Raw genomic sequence first — 17,534 nt, 5'->3', positions numbered from 1 at the left:
CATTCTCATACTGGAATAACGTTTTTCAGCAAGGCTTCAACGACTTGTGGGCGAGTCACGCCTGCTGCTTCAGCCTCGTATGTCAGGTGAAGGCGATGCGCCAGGCACGCCGGTGCAACAGCTCGAATATTGTCTGGCGAAACAAAATCTTGCCCTTGTAGCCAAGCATGGGCACGAGCAGCAGCATCAAGAGCGATCGTTCCTCGAGGACTTGCCCCGAGGCGAATCCAATGTGGAAGGTCACCTTCGTAACGATCTGGGTTTCTCGTAGCAGAGATCAAATCAACAATGTACTTCTCAGCTGACTCAGCAACATGGATTGCATTAACCTCTTGCCTCGCCTGAAAAACGACATCCTGCGATAGCGGTGCAAGCTCGTCTTTGCTTTTTCCAGATTTTTCCGCCCGGACGAGTCGAAGTATTTCCGCTTCGTGTTGGCTGTCGGGGTAGTCAACTCGCACGTAGAGAAGGAAACGATCCATCTGAGCCTCTGGAAGCGGGTAGGTTCCTTCTTGCTCAATAGGGTTCTGAGTTGCGAGAACAAGGAAAAGTTCCGGCAACGGATGCGTTTCTCCCGCAACGGTGACTTGTCGCTCTTCCATTGCTTCAAGAAGTGCTGCTTGAACTTTTGCTGGCGCGCGGTTGATTTCATCGGCGAGGACAAGATTTCCGAAAATCGGTCCCGATTGAAACTCGAACGTCCCGTTTTGTTCTCGGTAGATTTCTGAGCCTGTGACATCAGAAGGTAAGAGGTCAGGGGTGAACTGAATTCGACTGAAGTCGCTCTCTACTAGCTTGGAGAGAGTCTTTACAGAGCGAGTTTTCGCGGTTCCCGGAAATCCCTCCATAATCACGTGACCGTTTGCCAAGAGTGCGATGAGTATTCGCTCGACAACTTCCTCCTGTCCGATGACGGAGGAGTTCATGGCAGCGGAAACCTTCAGTATTGATTCGCGTGTATCCATGTGCTTTCTGCGTTGAGTGGTACTGAATTAAACGTGTGGAAATTAATAGAACTGACCCTGAAGTTCCTCGATCAAACATTGCGAAAAGCGACGATTCCAGAGGTTTTCAGACTGGTTCTAGTAAAAATGCTGTTCGCCACGAGGCCAACAGCACTTTTAATGATGAAACACGTTCTTCACGGGCAAACGGTAGAGCAAACTGCTCTAAAACGTTCTCTTTAGAAAATCAGTGAGTGTTGGGGTGAACTTCCGTGAAAGCAGAAACTCCGTGAAAGCAGAGACATTGTCACCTGCTACGAGACACGTCTCCAATAAGATCTTGCTAGGGAATCTTTCAAATTGGTGTGCAGGTTCTGCCTCGTGGCCAACAGCACTTTTAATGATGAAACACATTCTTCACGGGCACACGGTAGAGCAAACTGCTCTCAGGATGCCCATGAGCTTTCCTCAGACTGTGAAATCGAATCTTTCTTCCTGATTTTTGACCGGAATGCTTTAGCAATCCAGTTCGAGCATTTCATCAAAACAATAACGACTGCGATTCTGTCGCAGTCGTTATTGAAGCCAATGAATTAGTAGCCTCTACTTCGTGCTCTCCGATAGCTTCTTCATAACGTCATCGAGGTTAAAGCTATCCGCTTTTTGACGAGGGGGAAATTCCTTGAAAGTTGCTAAGAATTCTCCAACGTACTGCTGCGCGGGCACAAGTAAAAAGACGTGGTCAATGAGCCAGTCGTAATAGGTGTTTGAGGTGATGTCGGCTTGTTCGTATGGATCTGCCCGGAGGTCAAAAATCTTTGGCACTCGCAATTGAGTGAAGGGTTCTGCCCAGACCAGGAGTGTTCCCACCGCACGTTGTTCAAGAAAGACAAGCTTCCAATTCGCGAATCGCATCGCAACCAACTGACCGTCATCATTGAAGTAGAAGAAAGATTTCCGTGGTGATTTTTCGACTTTGCCTGTGAGATAAGGCAATTGGTTGTATCCATCGAGATGGACTTTGTAAGTCTTCCCGCCAGCTTCATAACCTTCGAGTAACTTCTCTTTGATGTCATCCTGACCAACCGCTGCCAAAAGGGTTGGAAGCCAGTCTTGCCCACTCACAATCTCATTGGAGATACTTCCAGCCTTAATTTTGCCCGGCCAACGAATCAGACAGGGAACTCGAAACGCTCCTTCCCAGTTCGAATTCTTTTCGTTACGGAATGGGCTTAAAGCAGCATCTGGCCAGGTATTCTTGTGTGGACCGTTGTCGGTTGTGTAAATCACAATCGTATTTTCAGTGATTCCCAAATCGTCAATTTTATCAAGCAGTTGACCGACCAAGGCATCATGCTCAATCATCCCGTCTGCATACTCTGTTCGAGATTCCAGACCTGGTTTGTCACGATTTTCTTCTTTGACATGAGTCCGAAAGTGCATGCGGGTTGCGTTGTACCAGCAGAAGAATGGTTTTTTGGCAGCAACTTGTCGCTCCATGAAGTCGATAGCTGCAGTAGATGTTTCTTCGTCGACTGTTTCCATTCTCTTCTTGGTGAGAGGACCAGTATCTTCGATTCGACCATCGGCAAAACTACGAATCACTCCACGCGGACCATACTTCTTTCGAAATTCAGGGCTTTGTGGATAGTTGCGATTTTCAGGTTCTTCTTCTGCGTTCAGGTGGTAAAGGTTTCCCAAAAACTCGTCGAAGCCATGGTTGGTCGGGAGGAATTCATCACGATCCCCCAAGTGATTCTTACCAAATTGACCGGTCGCGTAGCCATGTGGTTTGAGTAGCTCTGCAATGGTTGGGTCTTCAGCTTGGAGACCGACCTTAGCCCCCGGCAAGCCAACCTTTGACAACCCTGTCCGGTAGGTGCATTGCCCAGTAATAAACGTCGAACGCCCCGCAGTACAACTTTGTTCTGCATAATAGTCCGTGAAGATCATGCCTTCTTTGGCAAGACGATCGATATTTGGAGTCGTGTACCCGACAAGCCCTAGCGTGTAGGCGGATACGTTTGTTTGCCCAATGTCATCTCCGAATATCACAACAATATTGGGTTTGTCCTGAGCAAGCGAAGGGGACGCACCCCACGCTATCATGCATATCAACAACAAAATTTTCGATCGCTCGATCAACATCAGTGTCATCTCCCTGGAGGATTCTCTCTTGTTTTTGGTGACGTGCAGTGACTGCGACAAGGGGCCGTCTTGTTAAGACGACTAGAAGTCCCAAGCGAAAGTCAATTAGTTTGGCCGCAAAGATTCGCTGTGTCACTGTAGGGAAATTCGTAGAGGAAATTCAAGATCCTTGCAGAGGATATCATTCGATTTTACATCAGAATGAGGTCTCAAAATCTGATCTCAGAGATCATCTTTACTGGTCAAAACAAGTGATTTGTCAGCTTTGAGTTTTCAGTAAACGAACAAGAATTAAAGTAGGCGTCATCGATTCCGATTTGTCAATCGACACTCCTCACCGAAGTTCAATCCCCGAAGGAAAGTCCGAACAAGACATCCTCGCAAACACAATTGCTGCCAATGAAATCGATGTTCCAGATTCAGGAGAAGAGAATCTGTTTTTGAAGGTCCGTGAATACCGGTCCGCTGCACTCTTCAACAAAATTCACGCTGCTGGACATGATTACATTTGCCGCTTGAACAGAAAAGCTGGACGCGTCATCACAAAGAAAGTTGAAGACGAGAACGGAGCAGCCATTGAAGTTCCAGCGGACCCTCTTGAGGCAACTGCGATGGGCGTTCCGTCAACGCCATGGCATCAGGTCAGCGACCATCGTTTCAATCTGCCCACGATTGATTGCCGTTCCCAACGTTTCAGCTGACCTTTGTCGCAATGACCATCGATTGATTAAACAAAGTCGATAAAAAGATACCAGTGACTACTCTTGCTGCTCCAAATTCGGTGGCGACTTGCCATGTCCAGTTGGCCCAATAATCAAGTCCAAACTGTTAGAGCATCTTTCGAATTGGTTTGCAGGTTCTGCCTCGTGGCGAACAGCATTTTTACTGGAGAAATGCGTTCTTCACGGGCAAACGGTAGAGCAAACTGCTCTAGCACAGTGTTTCATAGAGACTGTGGATCGTGGCCAGTCGACGCTTCGCTTCGGAGTTGGAAGTTTCTCCGTCAGCAATCTGAAACCGAGCATTTTTGCCGCTGCCTGATTTACCTTTGACTTGGCGAATCCTACATCGCGAATCGAACCTTGCCAGCTATGTTTCTCGAACCTCCATATGAAAGAAACCGCTCAAGGAACCAGTCGTTAGTCACCCCAAGATACCCCACGCGGCGCCCCGCTAATGCCCAAAGCTGTTTTATAGAAATTTGCCAACACGCAAGAAACGATTGGATACATTTCGTTTGGTGGAGAAGTTGAAAATTTGAACACAAAAAAAGCCTGCTGGGTAGCAGGCTAAAGTACACCCGGAGGGATTCGAACCCCCAACCCCCGGTTCCGAAGGCGAACTTTAAGCTTCGTCCGAGCGGTCTCAAGGCCCGGGACACCAACATTTTACGAAGATTGATTATTTTTGCAAAGCGTTGCAAGACCACGCAAAACATGGCGTGAATAAGCGGTATTAGGGACGTATCTCAGTAGTTTCCGTATGCCATTAGGTAATCCGCTCTCCCCACCGGTGCCGCTTGTCGATCCACGGCTCCACACGGTCAATCCAACTGTCAGATTGCGAAGTTCCAACACACTCGCATAGCATACACACGCCTTGTACGGCAGCATCTACCAGCCTGCCGCTCGTTAAGATTTTGAAGGACACAGTTGTTGTTGCTTCGAACGTCAGGACTCTCAAGTCTATCCCAGTGAATGTCGTACTCACAGCACGCGGCTCGTTGACTGATCTCGCAGTTCAGGACACGACGGTGAATCTCCGCCCACTCTTTCATGATCGTAAACACCCGTCCTTCGCCGCCTAAAGGTCAAACAGTTGGTCAAAGACCAACAGGCCTGAACACCTGACAATAAGCGATCATCTGGGCGCTACACTTTCATTCCGAAAAACATCCACCCCCGACAGGTGCTACATTTTCTGACCGGTGTCTACAGTCCGTGACCTCATGCAAAACGAGCATCGGCACCGAAATCTTTTCTCTGTGAGAGTCGCGCATTTAAGCTGTGACACCTCAAGAGCTCCTATTTCGTCTGAAGGCGCATTGTGTGGTGGCCCGGGAAATCAGCGGTGGAATCATGGCCGGTCCACGGTAGTCGGATTGGCTACCTGCAATATCAATGGATGCAATCGAAAGCAGATCAAAAACTATTCCAAATTCCACGACCGTACTCTGAACTCTCTATATTGAATGCAAAAGCGACACAGGCCAACTCAGTGCGGGGGAACTGATGAGGATGAGGATGAGGTTTTCCAGTAATGGTGTCAGTTTATATTGGGATTTGGGACCTCAGGGATGTCTTGTCGGTGGCTCCGGGGCAAATAGAGGAGCTGACATGAAATATCAATGTTTCACATCACAATCTGGAATCGCATGACGAAGTGACTCGACTCCTTGGGTGGTCACAGATGTCTGTTCCAGGTTGAGTTCTTTGAGCTGTTTTAAGTTTGTTAGATGCAGCAGTCCATCATCAGTAATTTTTGTAAATTGCAACTGCAAATACTTGATTTTCGGTGCAGACTCAACGAGTTGGAACAGTCCTGCGTCTGTTACGTTTGTAGATGATAGATTCAGTCTGATCAGGTTGGGGAAATTCTTTAAATGGCTTAGTCCAGCATCTGATACTGCGGTGCCATTCAATTGAATTTCTCGTAAACCATTCAGCTTTGTCAGAACCTCTAGCCCGGCACCAGATATTGATGTTTTCCCAAGCCCCAATGTCTCCAAGTTTGACAGATCATTGTAGCTGACCAAAGCCTGATTGGTGATTTGTGTCCCGCCGACATAAAGCCATTTCAGAGTTTTGATTTTGGAAAGGCCGATCAAGCCATGATCAGTGAGTGCAGAATTATTCGCCAGAGTCAAACCGTCGATCACGGAAAGTCGCTGAAATGGGAGGATGTCAACATTAGAAACTCCCCGGTCAATCAGTGTAATGAATCGAACCCGAAAAGGCCCTTCCTCAGGGATCTCCTTCACACTCTGAATTTTCCCATGTGGATGTCGAACAACTTCCCCTCCTTTTTTTAGAACCCACTCTGCAATCTGGCGTTCCTGCAATTGTTCGATTGGTGGCTGAGACACTTTTGATACCGGGGAAACTTGCTTCAACGCATTCTTACTTTGTGGTTGAGTTTCAGATGAATTGACACTCGATGCTTGATTTCTCTCAATGTTCGAGAATCCAAACCACATCGATACAGCAACCAACGCAGTAAAGAATATTCCCCACAAGAGACGTTGTTGAGATCGAACTCTCGGTTGCGCGGACTGACGTGGTTTTCCATTTATTGAATCAATTTCTCCGGCGACGAATTCATTCGAATTCTTCGCTCTTTGCACGAGTGTCGAAAGTTGACAACCAGCACAGAAAGGCTGTATTGCTTCGATCAATTCTCTTGCGGAAGTCGGTCGATCACTCGGCCTGCGTGCGGTGAACCGGCGGAGGATCTCGATGAGTTCCTCCGGGAGATCATCGCGCTTCGATAACGTTCTACTCACTGTCGATTTTCGATCTTTATTCGTCCCCTGCTCTGGGGCATTTGACTCTTCGAGTAAAGGAAGACCACCAGTCAGCAAGCTTTCCAGTGAGGCAGCAAGACTGTACAAGTCAGCTCGGGCATCAACCTGACTTGTCTCGAACTGCTCGGGAGCCATGTATCTTCTCGTTCCCAAAATCTGCCCTGTGGCGGTCAAGTCTTCCTCGTCTATCGAGACTGTCGAAAATCTTGACAGGCCTAAATCGAGAACTTTCACGATGCCATCATTTGAGAGTATAAGATTTGAGGGTTTGATATCGCGATGAACCATCTCTTGACGATGGATCGCTTCGACTCCCAATGCAGCCTGTCGGATTAGCTCAGCAGCATCTGCAATCGGAAGTGGTCCCAGAGCTCGAGTCAGATCCGTGAAATTTCGTCCTTCAACGAACTCCATGACCAGATAGAATCTTCCTAAGTCTTCGCCACCATCTGTGGCCATTACCACATGGGGATGGCTGAATTGACCGAGAGCTTTCATTTCGCGACGGAAGCGGTCAATTGCGTGTGCATTCTCTTCCCTGTGCTCCGGCAGGAGCTTCATTGCGACAGTTTTATGAAGTTCAATATGCTCCGCCCGATAAATCTGCCCCATCCCTCCTTGGGCTATGAACTCCAAAATCTTGTAATGCCCGATTTGGTATCCAGCTTCAAGGATGGTTGAATTTGCAGCGAGAGTCGCAGCTTCTTCACCCTGCATCTGCTGAATTTTCGTCACAGCCTCAAGGTAGGCTGGCTCGCTCAGCAATTCGACAAGTACCGACTGTGATAAGATGTTCTGCAAAGTTGATGAGAAATTACGCCCGGCATCACTTGTCACTTCGCGACATGCTGCACACGTTTCAACATGCTCCTGGAAATAGTCGTCGAGTGCATCAGAGGCCAACTCTGGTCCCGGGGGATCAAGCTTGTTGTGAGCAGGTTTGTTGTGATCAGGAAGCGGCATGGATGTCGAGTTCCGTTCTTTTCTTGCCCGCCGGTGTGGGTCACATTCGCTGCTTGCCACTTCTTCATGTCTGAATGATTCAGGCAGGAGGAATTGAGTTCGTGCAGGATAAGACAACACTACCAAGAACGTTCAAGCATAACGCCAATTGTTCTGGGCCTGAAGGATATATGTCATTCCTCTAGAAACCTTTCGAGTTCCTCTCGTAGTCGCTTGCGAATCCGGAAAATAGCCATATTGACTGCATCGATTGACATCCCCAACTCGTTTGCTATTTCCTGCCGAGGGCGCCCCGCCAGTTCAGACTGCCAGAACGCCTTCCAGCTTTCCTCCTTATATCGTGGCCGTAATTCATCCAGAAGACGGTTAATTAAAATGGACTGCTCACAAATCTCTTCGCCCGACGCAGGTGACTCGGAATCAGAGGTCCCCGGAAACAAATCTGGTACCTGGCTGAGCCTTTGAATTGCATCTGAGCCACCGGTCGCTTGCGTTTGGTGTGCATTGCGCCGATGAAAATCGTGAATCTTGTTGGACGTCAACACACGCAGCCAACCGCGAAACGTCCCTGGTTGACCGTTCTCGTTACTCGTTTTTCTTCTCTCAAACTCCCCGATCGAGCGAGCTACAGATGCGAACACTTCCTGTAATACATCGGCAGCGTCCTCAGCGGAGAGTTCCGCCCGATGCCGACACCAGTGATAGACCAGCGGGCTGTATATCCGCACCAGCCTCCCCCAGGCCAACGGGTCATGCCGGCGAACACCATCGATTAATTCAGAGGAAGTCGAGACCATCGCTGAAATTCTCAACACAAAAAGAAACCCTACGCAAGCTAAAAGAATTCAATGACAATTCTCTGCTTTACGCGACAACCCGAAAAAGACGCAACGTCAAAGATAGTGGGAGCATAAGTTGAATTCCAGTCACAAGCTTGATTGCCCCGGGGGTTGACCGAGGAAAATCGTGGCAGCGAATGCACACACGCTTACCTAAAGGAAAAATTTCCCAATCGTCTGAGATTAGCGGGAGTTTGAAGTTTTCGCGTTATCTGAAAGCGTTCTTGTTTTTGAGTCTAAGCGAACACTTTGTTGGCTTCTGAGCTGAGCATTGTCTCTGACAGTGAGTGATTCGAATCTTGTTGAGTGTTGATGAGGATTCGTTTGAGTAGTGAGCATTAGACTGAATTTGAGTTGGGCTGAGCCAGCTTCGAGTGAATGCGAGGTATGTGGTGAGGGATGATCACGAGACTTCAACGTGGAAAACGACGATGAATTCCCGATTTGTTCTCAATGCGATTTGTGTTGCAATATCAGTTGTCTCGATGACAACCCCAGTCTTGGCTGCTGTGATCTCCGCTGATCATCCAGGCTTTGGGGTCGGGTCGATCACTCGAGATACGGACCAAAACTTAGACTTTCTCGACCTGACATTCTCATTTGGTCGTTCCTCAGATGATATCTCAACTCAATTTGGTCCCGGAGGAGATTTTCAAGGATTTCGATACGCCACAGAGATTGAAGTGATCAACCTGATCAATAATTTCGGGTTCATCCCCAATGCACTTCCCGGGCAACAGACGAATGGGACGACAGGAACTGATCAGCTTGCAGGATTGATTGAATTGCTGGGAGGAGTTCCTGAATTCACCTCTAAAAAGGCCTCCGGCATCACAGGCACGGCAACCACTTCGACCTTGGGTGGTTACCCAGGGCTACGACTGACGACCATTCTGACGTTCGCCACCTTGAGTGATGACAGGGTCTTGGCTGGTTTCATTGGAACCAATGGACTGAATGCTTCAATTGGTTCGTATTTGGTCGTGGATGAAAATGCAGCTCTTCCCGAGCCATCCAGCTTCGTCATTTTGATGATCGGTTTGCTGAGCCTGGCTGCTATTCGCCTGAGGAAACTCAGGCAAGTTGTGATGACATGACTGCAAACTCAACGTGAATCACCCTGGAGAACACCCCCAATACAAAACGACTCATCTCAGGAGAAAATTTGTGAATCGAATGGCGTTCCTTCTTGTTAGTTCTGTTTGTTTCACCCTTTCGGTAGAGAGCATTGACGCGGGTATTGTCTCTTATTCCTGGACTGGACGAATTGAAAACAGAACGTCCATCGATCCGTTCGGGATTGGTGGTGATGGCGTCTTCAGCACAGTCGACGGAATGAATTATGAACTCACAGTTCGCCTCGATGACTCAGTCATCGGGACTCCCGCTTCACCGGAAGGTCGACAATTCGCTGTTTCCAGCTCTGAGTTGAAAATCGGCGGAATCGATGCAGAAATTCTTGGTTCTTCAGTTTTAGTTTTCATTCAAAGAGATGATTCGAATCGGAACGATGTGGTTTACGGGGGGGCATTCCCATTTCACTTTGGTGGCGATCCCGTGTCAGTCAAATTCAATGGGGCGACAGAAGGGCTTTATTTTGCAATGCGGTTACCTGGGGGGACGTTTACTCAGGCTGATAACCCACCGATCTTTCCAAGTACATTGAGTAAGTCAGCGCTTCAGTCGCTCTCCACGAACTACGTGGTCTATTCCCTTCAAGATTCACTATTAGAAGTCAGTTCCGTCCCGGAACCATCGAGTCTCATTCTACTCGTGACCGGAGTTCTCTGCCTGCTGGGCTACTCTCGTTGGCGAAAACGAGACGTGATTCCAGCTGCTTGATACTCCTGGTTTTTTATTTCTTTTCACTGAGGCACACTCACATGGGATTGCTCGACAAACTCTTTGGCAGCAAGCCGGCTCAACCGAGACGGATTGATTTGCGACCGGCACACGAACGTGAGTCGGAACGTGCCGTTCAGTCGGACTTGGGCGGGGAAGACGAACAGCTTGCACAGCAATTGTGCCGACTCATGCGTAGCGGAGATCACACCGCAGCCAGGCAAATTGGAGAGCAGATCAATGCCAATGGCGGAAAACCTCGCATGGTACGCATCTGCCTGCGCGTCAAAGTGCTCGGCGGTGATGCTCGCACATTGGAGCGAACAGTCTGGAACGGAGTGGGAGACTGGAGAGGCTAAACGGGGCACTACTTTAAATCTGGGCTTATTCCGTTCTGTTGTGCTGAATGTTTAACGGAACAAAAAAGCTGCGGGAAGAGAAACGGCTCGATGGCGAAATACTGGGTGAAGATTGGTGAAAAGGTGGGCGGTCCTTACTCGCCTGAAAAACTCAGGCAACTCGCAAGCATTGGCAAGTTAAAGCCGACACACCTTGTCAGCCCTGATGAAGAGAAGTGGTTGCGAGCCGACAAAATTCCTGGACTCTCATTCTCTTCGAAGAGTGTTTCACCCAGAGCAAAAATCGCTGCACAAGGTGGCCAGAATTCAGATGGTCTTCCAATATCGAAAACGCTGAATACGCGGTTGAAGAGAACCTCAGAATCAATCGCGGTAGCTCGCCTCTCCGTGAAAGAAGACAAAACACCATCGGTGACCACAGAGAAAGAATCTTACCTTCAACTCTTAACAACCAATGGAGAACCGGAAAAGACGGAGGTCAGGGATGTTCGCGCCAAACTCATTAATGGCGAACTGACTCGACATCATCAAACTCGATGGATTGAGCCAAAACCACTGAAAAGCGACTACAAAGACGAAGACGATCCGGATAATGAACTCGCGAAGGAAGAGTATCTCGCAGCGATCAAGGAATGGAAGGTGCGACGAAAATGGCGCCCCATAGGCGAAGGATTAGTGAAAGATTCCTACCGCATCCAATTGCTCTACAGCCCAGCGAAGGTGCTGATGCAAGCGGGCATTTTTTCCGTCGGAGGACTTCTATTTGTGGCTGTGCTCATCATGTCAGTTGTGATGTTGTTTCAGGCACTCACGCAACCGGGAGCCATGGAAAAACTTGACGAATCTGCTTCAATGTTTAATACGGCCATGATGCTGCTCGTCGTCACAGCAGTCGTTCCAGCACTGCGACCAGCCTTTTTCACTGCGGCTGGATCGATTTTCATTCTTCCCACACTGGTTGGCTTTATCGGAGGTTTTCTGATCGGTGCTCCGATTGGATGGTTGATTGGAGTTTGCATTGGGCCATTTCTCCCCAAGCCCCCGTCTGATGGATACGTCGAACAAACGAAAGATCAAGCGTAATTGAGATCACATTCCCACTGGATCTATTCATGGCGACTCACAATCCTCAGCAATCCAATAAGAAATGGCTTTGCCGGATTGAAGGCGATGAAGTAGGCCCTCTCACCAGCGCGCAAATGAAAAAGCTGGCTAGTACTGGAGTGTTAAAACGCGATTGTCTGGTTCAGCGTGTTGGAGATTCAACATGGACTCCTGCACACAAGTTGAAAGGATTATTCAAAGACTCTCCAAGTCCCAAATCTAGAAAACCAATAAAGGGAAGCCCGTTCTCACTAGTTGAGCTATTAATCACGATCTGCATAACAGGCGGTCTTCTTATCGCTGCTGTATTTGTTGTGAACATTGCCAAGCAAGCTCAAGTCGCGACGGAGCCGGCTGCGTCCGTCGAACTGACAGATTGGAAAACTGGCAAGTGGTCGCGATACACAGATCCGAAAGGACGATTCAGTTGTGAGGTTCCCCCAGACTGGAGCGTAAAAACGCTCGAGAAGAGGCCTCAATCTGAATTGCGAGTTTCTTATGGGGGACACGACATTCGAATTACAGTGCGTGAAACAAAAGTACATGAAATGTACGACGGTATCCGCCAGGAAATGACTGATGGAATGTCTCGTTCAGCGCGCAACCTCGGACCTGACGGAAAACTTGGAAATGTTGTGTGGACAACACTAGCTGGAAGCCGTGCCTTGCAAATCGACTTGGAATCTCAAACCCGCGAGCGGTTTGCCAGAACCATTAAAGCCAAGCATGACAGCTACGATCATTTCGTTGGAATGTATGTCGAACCTAGTAGTCAAAAAGAGGAGCTGTGCGATCTGTTTGAGGAATTCCGGAGTCGTTATGGAGAGACTGATTGATCGATTCTTAAACTGACAATCCTTCCTCAACATAACTCATCAAGAGGAACAGAATCCAAAATGGAAGAACTTTCAGAATCGGTCGTTGTCCTGATCGGCACTTTGGTGGGACTCGCCATCATTTTTGGGCTCATCATTCTCATTCCGCAAATTCTGACAGAGGGAATCAGAGCACTCAATAAACATCTCTGGTTGAAGCTGAACTACCCCAACTCAAAGGATTGGCCGAAATCTGCTTACGAAGAAGTCTACCTACCCGAGCTTGTTGAGAACTTTGGACACCCACTCAATACAGGTCTTGCGGGTGTCGGTGCGATCGGTTTACTCGTTCTGTGGTGCGGACAGGGACTTGAAATCGATATGATTGTCTTGTTGGGCAGAATGATTCTTACCATCCCCGTAATCGTGATTGGCACGTTTGTCATCGGAGTGATGTGGGAAGGTTACAACGGAAGAAACCCTATCGTAATCCGAGAACTTCGAGCCGAGGAAGCGTTTCAGGCGTTAAAGAAAAGGTCCAAAGAAGACAATCCGGAAGATATGAAGTCGTTATATCGCTTGTGGCACTCACTCTACACACATGATAGGTGGGCCAAGCGCCTGAATACGGACTATCTGAAATACCACAAAATGTTTGAGGGGCTGATTCTTCCACCCGCCGTTGCTCAGAAACTCGAAAACGCAGTCAGCAGACTACGTACAGCGTACAACTCCGCTCTTGAAAACGACTCCATCTCGACGCCGATTAAAAAATTGGTCCATCAACGTATGCAAAAGCTGGATGCGCTCCTGAAATTCAAAACGGCAGAAGAAAGAATATCTGACTGAAACGATGTTGGCGAAGCAGTCCTTCCGTTCAACTTGGATGTCAACACGATCGGTCTGCTCTTTGAGCTTAAGTTCACGACGACGGAGATTCAGTTCAGCCAATTCGCTATCCTTGACTCGCTTTTTGAGTGTCGACAGCTCTGCGTTCCGATCAGTCAGCTCCACCTGAACGGTCTCACGGGCTTTGGCCAGCATTTCCACCGACAATTTACTGCGTTCGGATTTGATCACTTCGCTGACTCGCTGCTACAACTTTCCATTCGACGATTTCAATTCTTCCTGAGCTGATTGCAATGCAGCTTCATGGGCCGACCGCTGTTTTCGTTGAGTGGCTTCGGACCTGTGAAGTTTGTTGACGGCCGTCAACATTGTTGACTTCATCTCACCGAGCAGCACAACCAGGACAGCTCGACCGGTCCTGAGCCTTAATCAATCTTTAGATCTCCCCCTGATCCCATCAGGAACTCGCCAAGTGGAATGAGCATGAAGACCATCTTCGCGCCGCCGGGAAGTTCAACATCCTTCTCAACTGGCAGTCTAAGGTGATCTGCCCACGTTTTCTGATGTGCCTTCGCCTGTGCTTCGTCGAACGGGGCGACTGCGGGGGGTCGAGCATCGCCACGAGCGGCTGCTTTGGTAACTGGTGTTGCTCCTCCAAGTTTCACCCACTTCGCCCCGATGATCTTGCCATCGTGCCCGTTGCCGGAAGAGTCTTTGAGGATGTCGCCTTCGCGCTCGTCAAATTTATAGAGTGCGAGCGTATTGTCGTCAGCCAAAAGGTTGTCTTTGGGTTCGAAGGCTTTGCCCTGATATCGATCGCCTTTGGTCACCCGAAGCTGATGGATGACGCCCTCAAACGAGTTCCAGTTGGCTTGCACTCCCTCCGTGCTTTCACCGTCGGTGGGCGCTCCACCGATAAAGAATTCTCCCGTCTTGGACCGAATCGTTGGTTTGCTGTTGACAAGCTTGTCGGAAGACCTTTTCAGTTGTCCATCCACGTAGATTTGGGACTGTTTTTCATTCCAGACGCCGACAATATGTGTCGGCTTGCCATGGACGGTGTCCTGTGTGACGACGTTGCATTCGGTACCGTTGGAATAATGGTTGAGATAAAGATAATTTTGATTGTCCCGTTCTCGGAATGCAACTCCTAGCGATAAGCGATTGTCGTTAAACCAGTCGACAATCTTGCCGTTCGCTCCATGATGTAATGTTACCCAAGCCTCCAACGTGACTGGTTCATCCTCACGCAGTGGCCATGGCTTTGAAACTTCCACACGCGCGTTCGGCGGGGCAAAGGAGAGACCGCTATCAGGAGGAGCGATGGCTGGGGGGAGAGTTCCCCGGTCAACCGCTACCCACTTCGCATCCTCTAGTTGAACATGGTGTCCGTTACCCGAAGAGTCTTTGAGGCGATCTCCGCTCCCTTCGTCGCAGTGGTAGAGCGCGACTGTCTGTTCGTCGGCAGTCAATCTCTCTGTGGTAATATAATCAGCGTCGTAACGGGCGACTTTGGAAAAACGCATTTCGTCAATCGTGCCGTCAAAAGGACCATATCCCACTCCTGGGGCATGCCTTTGGCATAGAATCAATTGGTTCAACTTGAAAGATGGCGAAATCTCCAAGTCGTGAGAATCGATCAGTTTCCCTTTCACGAATAATCGCAATTGATTGCCAGTTGAAATAACTGCGATCTGCAGCGGTTTACCCAGAGGAAGATCATCCATCTTAACGGATTCGGTTTCGGGGACTTCGCCTGGATTCATCCGAACCCAAATCAACCGGTGGTGATATTGCTTGAGTACTAAACGACCGGAAAAGGAAAGGATGGATCGACTCTCCAGTTCACCAGCATGAGTTCGGGGCAGGATCGTCATTTCGATTGTCATCTCGTCGTCAACTTCAAGCAGATCCTTGAAGACCGCCATATTCCCTGCGGCTTCGAAGTCACCGGCGGGTGAGAGAGCGAGGTTGGGCGAAACGGGTTCTCCTTCGGGATCCATCCATTTCGCCTCGAGGAGTTCCGCATCGTGTCCGTTGCCGGAGGAGTCTATCAGCGTATCTCCACTGCCTTCATCGCAGTGGTAAAGTGCAACTGTATTCTTGTCGGTGGTCAGTGTTTTTGTTGGGGTATATTCAGCGTTGTAGCGGGCAAAATTTGAAAAGCGTATCTCGTCGATCGTACCGTCGAATGGTTTATAACCACCCGTGTCGCCTGCCCACGCAACCAGATTGATCAAGTCTGACGGGCTCGATGGCAATACTGCCAGATCATGAGTCCCGATCAGCTTCCCTTCGACGAACAATCGCAACTGTTTGCCTGTGGAAACTGCAGCCAATCGGAGTGGCTTGTGCAGCGGAAGTTTGACTAATGGAGTGTATTCTGCTGGTAGGGCTGCACCAGGATTGTTGCGCTGCCAGACCAATTGTTCATTGTACTGTTTAAGCTCCAACCGCCCAGCGAATGACAAAAGTGATCTGCTTTCGTCGCTTGTTCCATGTGAAAAAGGCGTGATGGTCATCTCGATGGTCATTGGATCATCTATCTTGATGAATTTCGGTAATTTCGCGATTCGGCCTTTCTGCGTCGGATCGCCACCAGGTGATAAAGAGTAGTTCGGCGGAACGGGTTGACTGTCCACATTCACCCACCTCGCTGCGATGAACCCCGCATCATGCCCGTTTCCGGAGGAGTCGTTGAGGAGCTTTCCGGCGCCTTCGTCGCAATGGTACAAAGCAATCGTTTGCTCATCGGTGCCCAATCTGACTGTGGGGGTATAATCGGAGTCGTAGCGGGCAAAGTTCGAGAATCTCAGCTCGTCAATCGTGCCATCAAAATGTCTGTAACTTTCCGCATCGACACCCCAATGAGCAAACTGGATGTTATTCGCAGGGCTCGCAGGCAATGTCTTTAAGTCATGCGAATCAACCAGCTTGCCTTCTACAAACAATCGCAACTGTTTGCCCGTCGATACGGCAGCGACTCGGAGCGGCTTGCCTAACGGAAGATTCATTAAGTAAGTTGACTCCGAGACAGGGTTTGCTTCTGTATTGAGTACCGTCCAGGTCAGGCGGTCACCGTATTGTTTCAGTTCCAGCCGCCCCGCAATCGAAATGATCGGTCTGCTTTCTCTGTCTGCTCCGTGAGAGAAAGGAGTGATGGTCGCTTCAATCGTCATCTCATCATCGATCTTGAGGAACTTCGGCAATTCCGCGACTTGTCCTTTCTTTTTCAAGTCTCCGACTGGTGAGAGAGCATAATTGGTCGGAACTGATTTGCTTTCGATGTGGGCAGTTTCGTTGTCCGAATTCACCCATTTCGCCCCCTTGATTATTCCATCGTGGCCGTTGCCGGAGGAGTCTTTGAGGGTGGCGCCGGACCCTTCTTCAAAACGATAGAGAGCGAATGTTTTTTCGTCTTTCGTTAGGTCGACCGGTGGTGTGAATTCAGCGGAATAGCGGACTCCTTTGGAGTAACGGACCCCTTCGATGAATCCGCGAAACGGACCAACGTTTTTTGCTTTGCCATTACCAATGGTCATCTTGGTGACAATCATTGATTTCGCGGACTGTGGCTGATCCTGAACAGGAAAGCGATTTGTCGTGAGTGACTGCTTTCCATCCACATACTGTCGAACTTCACCTTTCTCAAAGACAGTTGCAATGTGACTTCTTTGACCGCGATCAACCGATTTTTGATCACGACTGTTCTGAGTGATTGAGAACTGATAAGCCGGATCGAGTCTCGAGATCGTCGCGTAATCCCGACGCTCTCCCGGCCCATGCCACAATGTCATTCCGAACTGAGAATCGAAATCAATGATACCTTGATTATAGTAAAGTTGCTCAGTGCTTGAGACATCCCCAACAGTCACCCAAGCCTCAATTGTAAAGTCCTCAACAAGATTGAAGTTTGACGTGACCTCGACGCGACTTGTCTCCTCCGGGAAGGTTAATGCATAGCGTGGTTGGTGGCCTGCTGCGATGGGCGGACTTTTACTGTTGTGAGGTGCTGCGTTACCAGCTGGCTTTTCGCCATTCAACAGCCCGTCGAGTTTGTTGTTGAGGACAACAGCTCTCAGTGCCGTCTTCCCATCTTTGTTGACGGTGAATTCTTCAACGTGGGTGGAGAGTCCTTCTTTTTCGAG

At 49.0% G+C, this 17,534-nt stretch carries 11 protein-coding genes and 1 pseudogene; 7 read left to right on the top strand and 5 right to left on the bottom strand.

Features of this window, described 5'->3' with window-relative positions; genetic code table 11:
- Window positions 1-5: 5 nt before the first annotated feature.
- Together ACN0YR_RS19215 and ACN0YR_RS19210 are read right to left on the bottom strand one after the other, a co-directional pair.
- Window positions 6-965 (bottom strand): AAA family ATPase, encoded by a 960-nt coding sequence (locus ACN0YR_RS19215; protein WP_417850830.1) that lies wholly within the window; start codon window positions 963-965, stop codon window positions 6-8.
- 582 nt (window positions 966-1,547) lie between these two features.
- Window positions 1,548-3,053 carry an arylsulfatase gene (locus tag ACN0YR_RS19210; RefSeq protein ID WP_417850882.1) on the bottom strand — a complete coding sequence of 502 codons (1,506 nt, stop codon included), beginning with the start codon at window positions 3,051-3,053 and terminating at the stop codon, window positions 1,548-1,550.
- Between the two features lie 392 nt (window positions 3,054-3,445).
- On the opposite strand from ACN0YR_RS19210, the pseudogene ACN0YR_RS19205 reads away from it, so the two are divergent.
- Window positions 3,446-3,626, top strand: a pseudogene (locus ACN0YR_RS19205) (IS4 family transposase); the annotation flags it as partial.
- 1,810 nt (window positions 3,627-5,436) lie between these two features.
- Here the strand turns inward: ACN0YR_RS19205 and ACN0YR_RS19200 are convergent.
- Together ACN0YR_RS19200 and ACN0YR_RS19195 are read right to left on the bottom strand one after the other, a co-directional pair.
- Window positions 5,437-7,578, bottom strand: coding sequence for a protein kinase domain-containing protein (locus ACN0YR_RS19200; protein ID WP_417850829.1), 2,142 nt, complete (start codon window positions 7,576-7,578; stop codon window positions 5,437-5,439).
- A gap of 173 nt (window positions 7,579-7,751) precedes the next feature.
- Window positions 7,752-8,375: an RNA polymerase sigma factor gene (locus ACN0YR_RS19195; protein ID WP_417850828.1), complete on the bottom strand. Its 624-nt coding sequence runs from the start codon at window positions 8,373-8,375 to the stop codon at window positions 7,752-7,754.
- Window positions 8,376-8,848: 473 nt separating this feature from the next.
- On the opposite strand from ACN0YR_RS19195, the gene ACN0YR_RS19190 reads away from it, so the two are divergent.
- The 6 genes from ACN0YR_RS19190 (at window position 8,849) to ACN0YR_RS19165 (ending at window position 13,386) form a co-directional block, all read left to right on the top strand.
- Window positions 8,849-9,514, top strand: coding sequence for a hypothetical protein (locus ACN0YR_RS19190; protein WP_417850827.1), 666 nt, complete (start codon window positions 8,849-8,851; stop codon window positions 9,512-9,514).
- A 79-nt stretch (window positions 9,515-9,593) separates the two neighbouring features.
- Window positions 9,594-10,259, top strand: coding sequence for a PEP-CTERM sorting domain-containing protein (locus tag ACN0YR_RS19185; protein WP_417850881.1), 666 nt, complete (start codon window positions 9,594-9,596; stop codon window positions 10,257-10,259).
- Window positions 10,260-10,300: 41 nt separating this feature from the next.
- On the top strand, window positions 10,301-10,618 hold the full coding sequence (locus ACN0YR_RS19180; protein WP_417850826.1) for a hypothetical protein: 318 nt from the start codon (window positions 10,301-10,303) through the stop codon (window positions 10,616-10,618).
- Between the two features lie 90 nt (window positions 10,619-10,708).
- Entirely contained in the window at window positions 10,709-11,701 is a 993-nt protein-coding gene (locus ACN0YR_RS19175) for a GYF domain-containing protein (RefSeq protein ID WP_417850825.1), read from the top strand.
- Between the two features lie 29 nt (window positions 11,702-11,730).
- The gene (locus tag ACN0YR_RS19170; RefSeq protein ID WP_417850824.1) at window positions 11,731-12,558 is read left to right on the top strand and encodes a GYF domain-containing protein; all 828 of its coding nucleotides are present in this window, start codon (window positions 11,731-11,733) and stop codon (window positions 12,556-12,558) included.
- A gap of 60 nt (window positions 12,559-12,618) precedes the next feature.
- On the top strand, window positions 12,619-13,386 hold the full coding sequence (locus tag ACN0YR_RS19165) for a hypothetical protein (RefSeq protein ID WP_417850823.1): 768 nt from the start codon (window positions 12,619-12,621) through the stop codon (window positions 13,384-13,386).
- Window positions 13,387-13,811: 425 nt separating this feature from the next.
- On the opposite strand, the gene ACN0YR_RS19160 is transcribed toward ACN0YR_RS19165, so the two are convergent.
- Window positions 13,812-17,534: LamG-like jellyroll fold domain-containing protein (locus ACN0YR_RS19160; protein WP_417850822.1), on the bottom strand; the 3,723-nt coding region annotated here is incomplete at its 5' end.

The organism is Thalassoglobus sp. (assembly GCF_048270125.1).
Taxonomy (GTDB): domain Bacteria; phylum Planctomycetota; class Planctomycetia; order Planctomycetales; family Planctomycetaceae; genus Thalassoglobus.
This window is presented reverse-complemented; position numbering and strand designations above follow the sequence as displayed.

Bases quoted from the DNA above. Each gene is read 5' to 3' on its own strand.
- ACN0YR_RS19210 (WP_417850882.1), bottom strand. From the start codon at position 3,053: ATGATAGCGTGGGGTGCGTCCCCTTCGCTTGCTCAGGACAAACCCAAT.
- ACN0YR_RS19200 (WP_417850829.1), bottom strand. From the start codon at position 7,578: ATGCCGCTTCCTGATCACAACAAACCTGCTCACAACAAGCTTGATCCC.
- ACN0YR_RS19175 (WP_417850825.1), top strand. From the start codon at position 10,709: ATGGCGAAATACTGGGTGAAGATTGGTGAAAAGGTGGGCGGTCCTTAC.
- ACN0YR_RS19215 (WP_417850830.1), bottom strand. From the start codon at position 965: ATGGATACACGCGAATCAATACTGAAGGTTTCCGCTGCCATGAACTCC.
- ACN0YR_RS19165 (WP_417850823.1), top strand. From the start codon at position 12,619: ATGGAAGAACTTTCAGAATCGGTCGTTGTCCTGATCGGCACTTTGGTG.
- ACN0YR_RS19195 (WP_417850828.1), bottom strand. From the start codon at position 8,375: ATGGTCTCGACTTCCTCTGAATTAATCGATGGTGTTCGCCGGCATGAC.
- ACN0YR_RS19185 (WP_417850881.1), top strand. From the start codon at position 9,594: ATGGCGTTCCTTCTTGTTAGTTCTGTTTGTTTCACCCTTTCGGTAGAG.
- ACN0YR_RS19190 (WP_417850827.1), top strand. From the start codon at position 8,849: ATGAATTCCCGATTTGTTCTCAATGCGATTTGTGTTGCAATATCAGTT.
- ACN0YR_RS19180 (WP_417850826.1), top strand. From the start codon at position 10,301: ATGGGATTGCTCGACAAACTCTTTGGCAGCAAGCCGGCTCAACCGAGA.
- ACN0YR_RS19170 (WP_417850824.1), top strand. From the start codon at position 11,731: ATGGCGACTCACAATCCTCAGCAATCCAATAAGAAATGGCTTTGCCGG.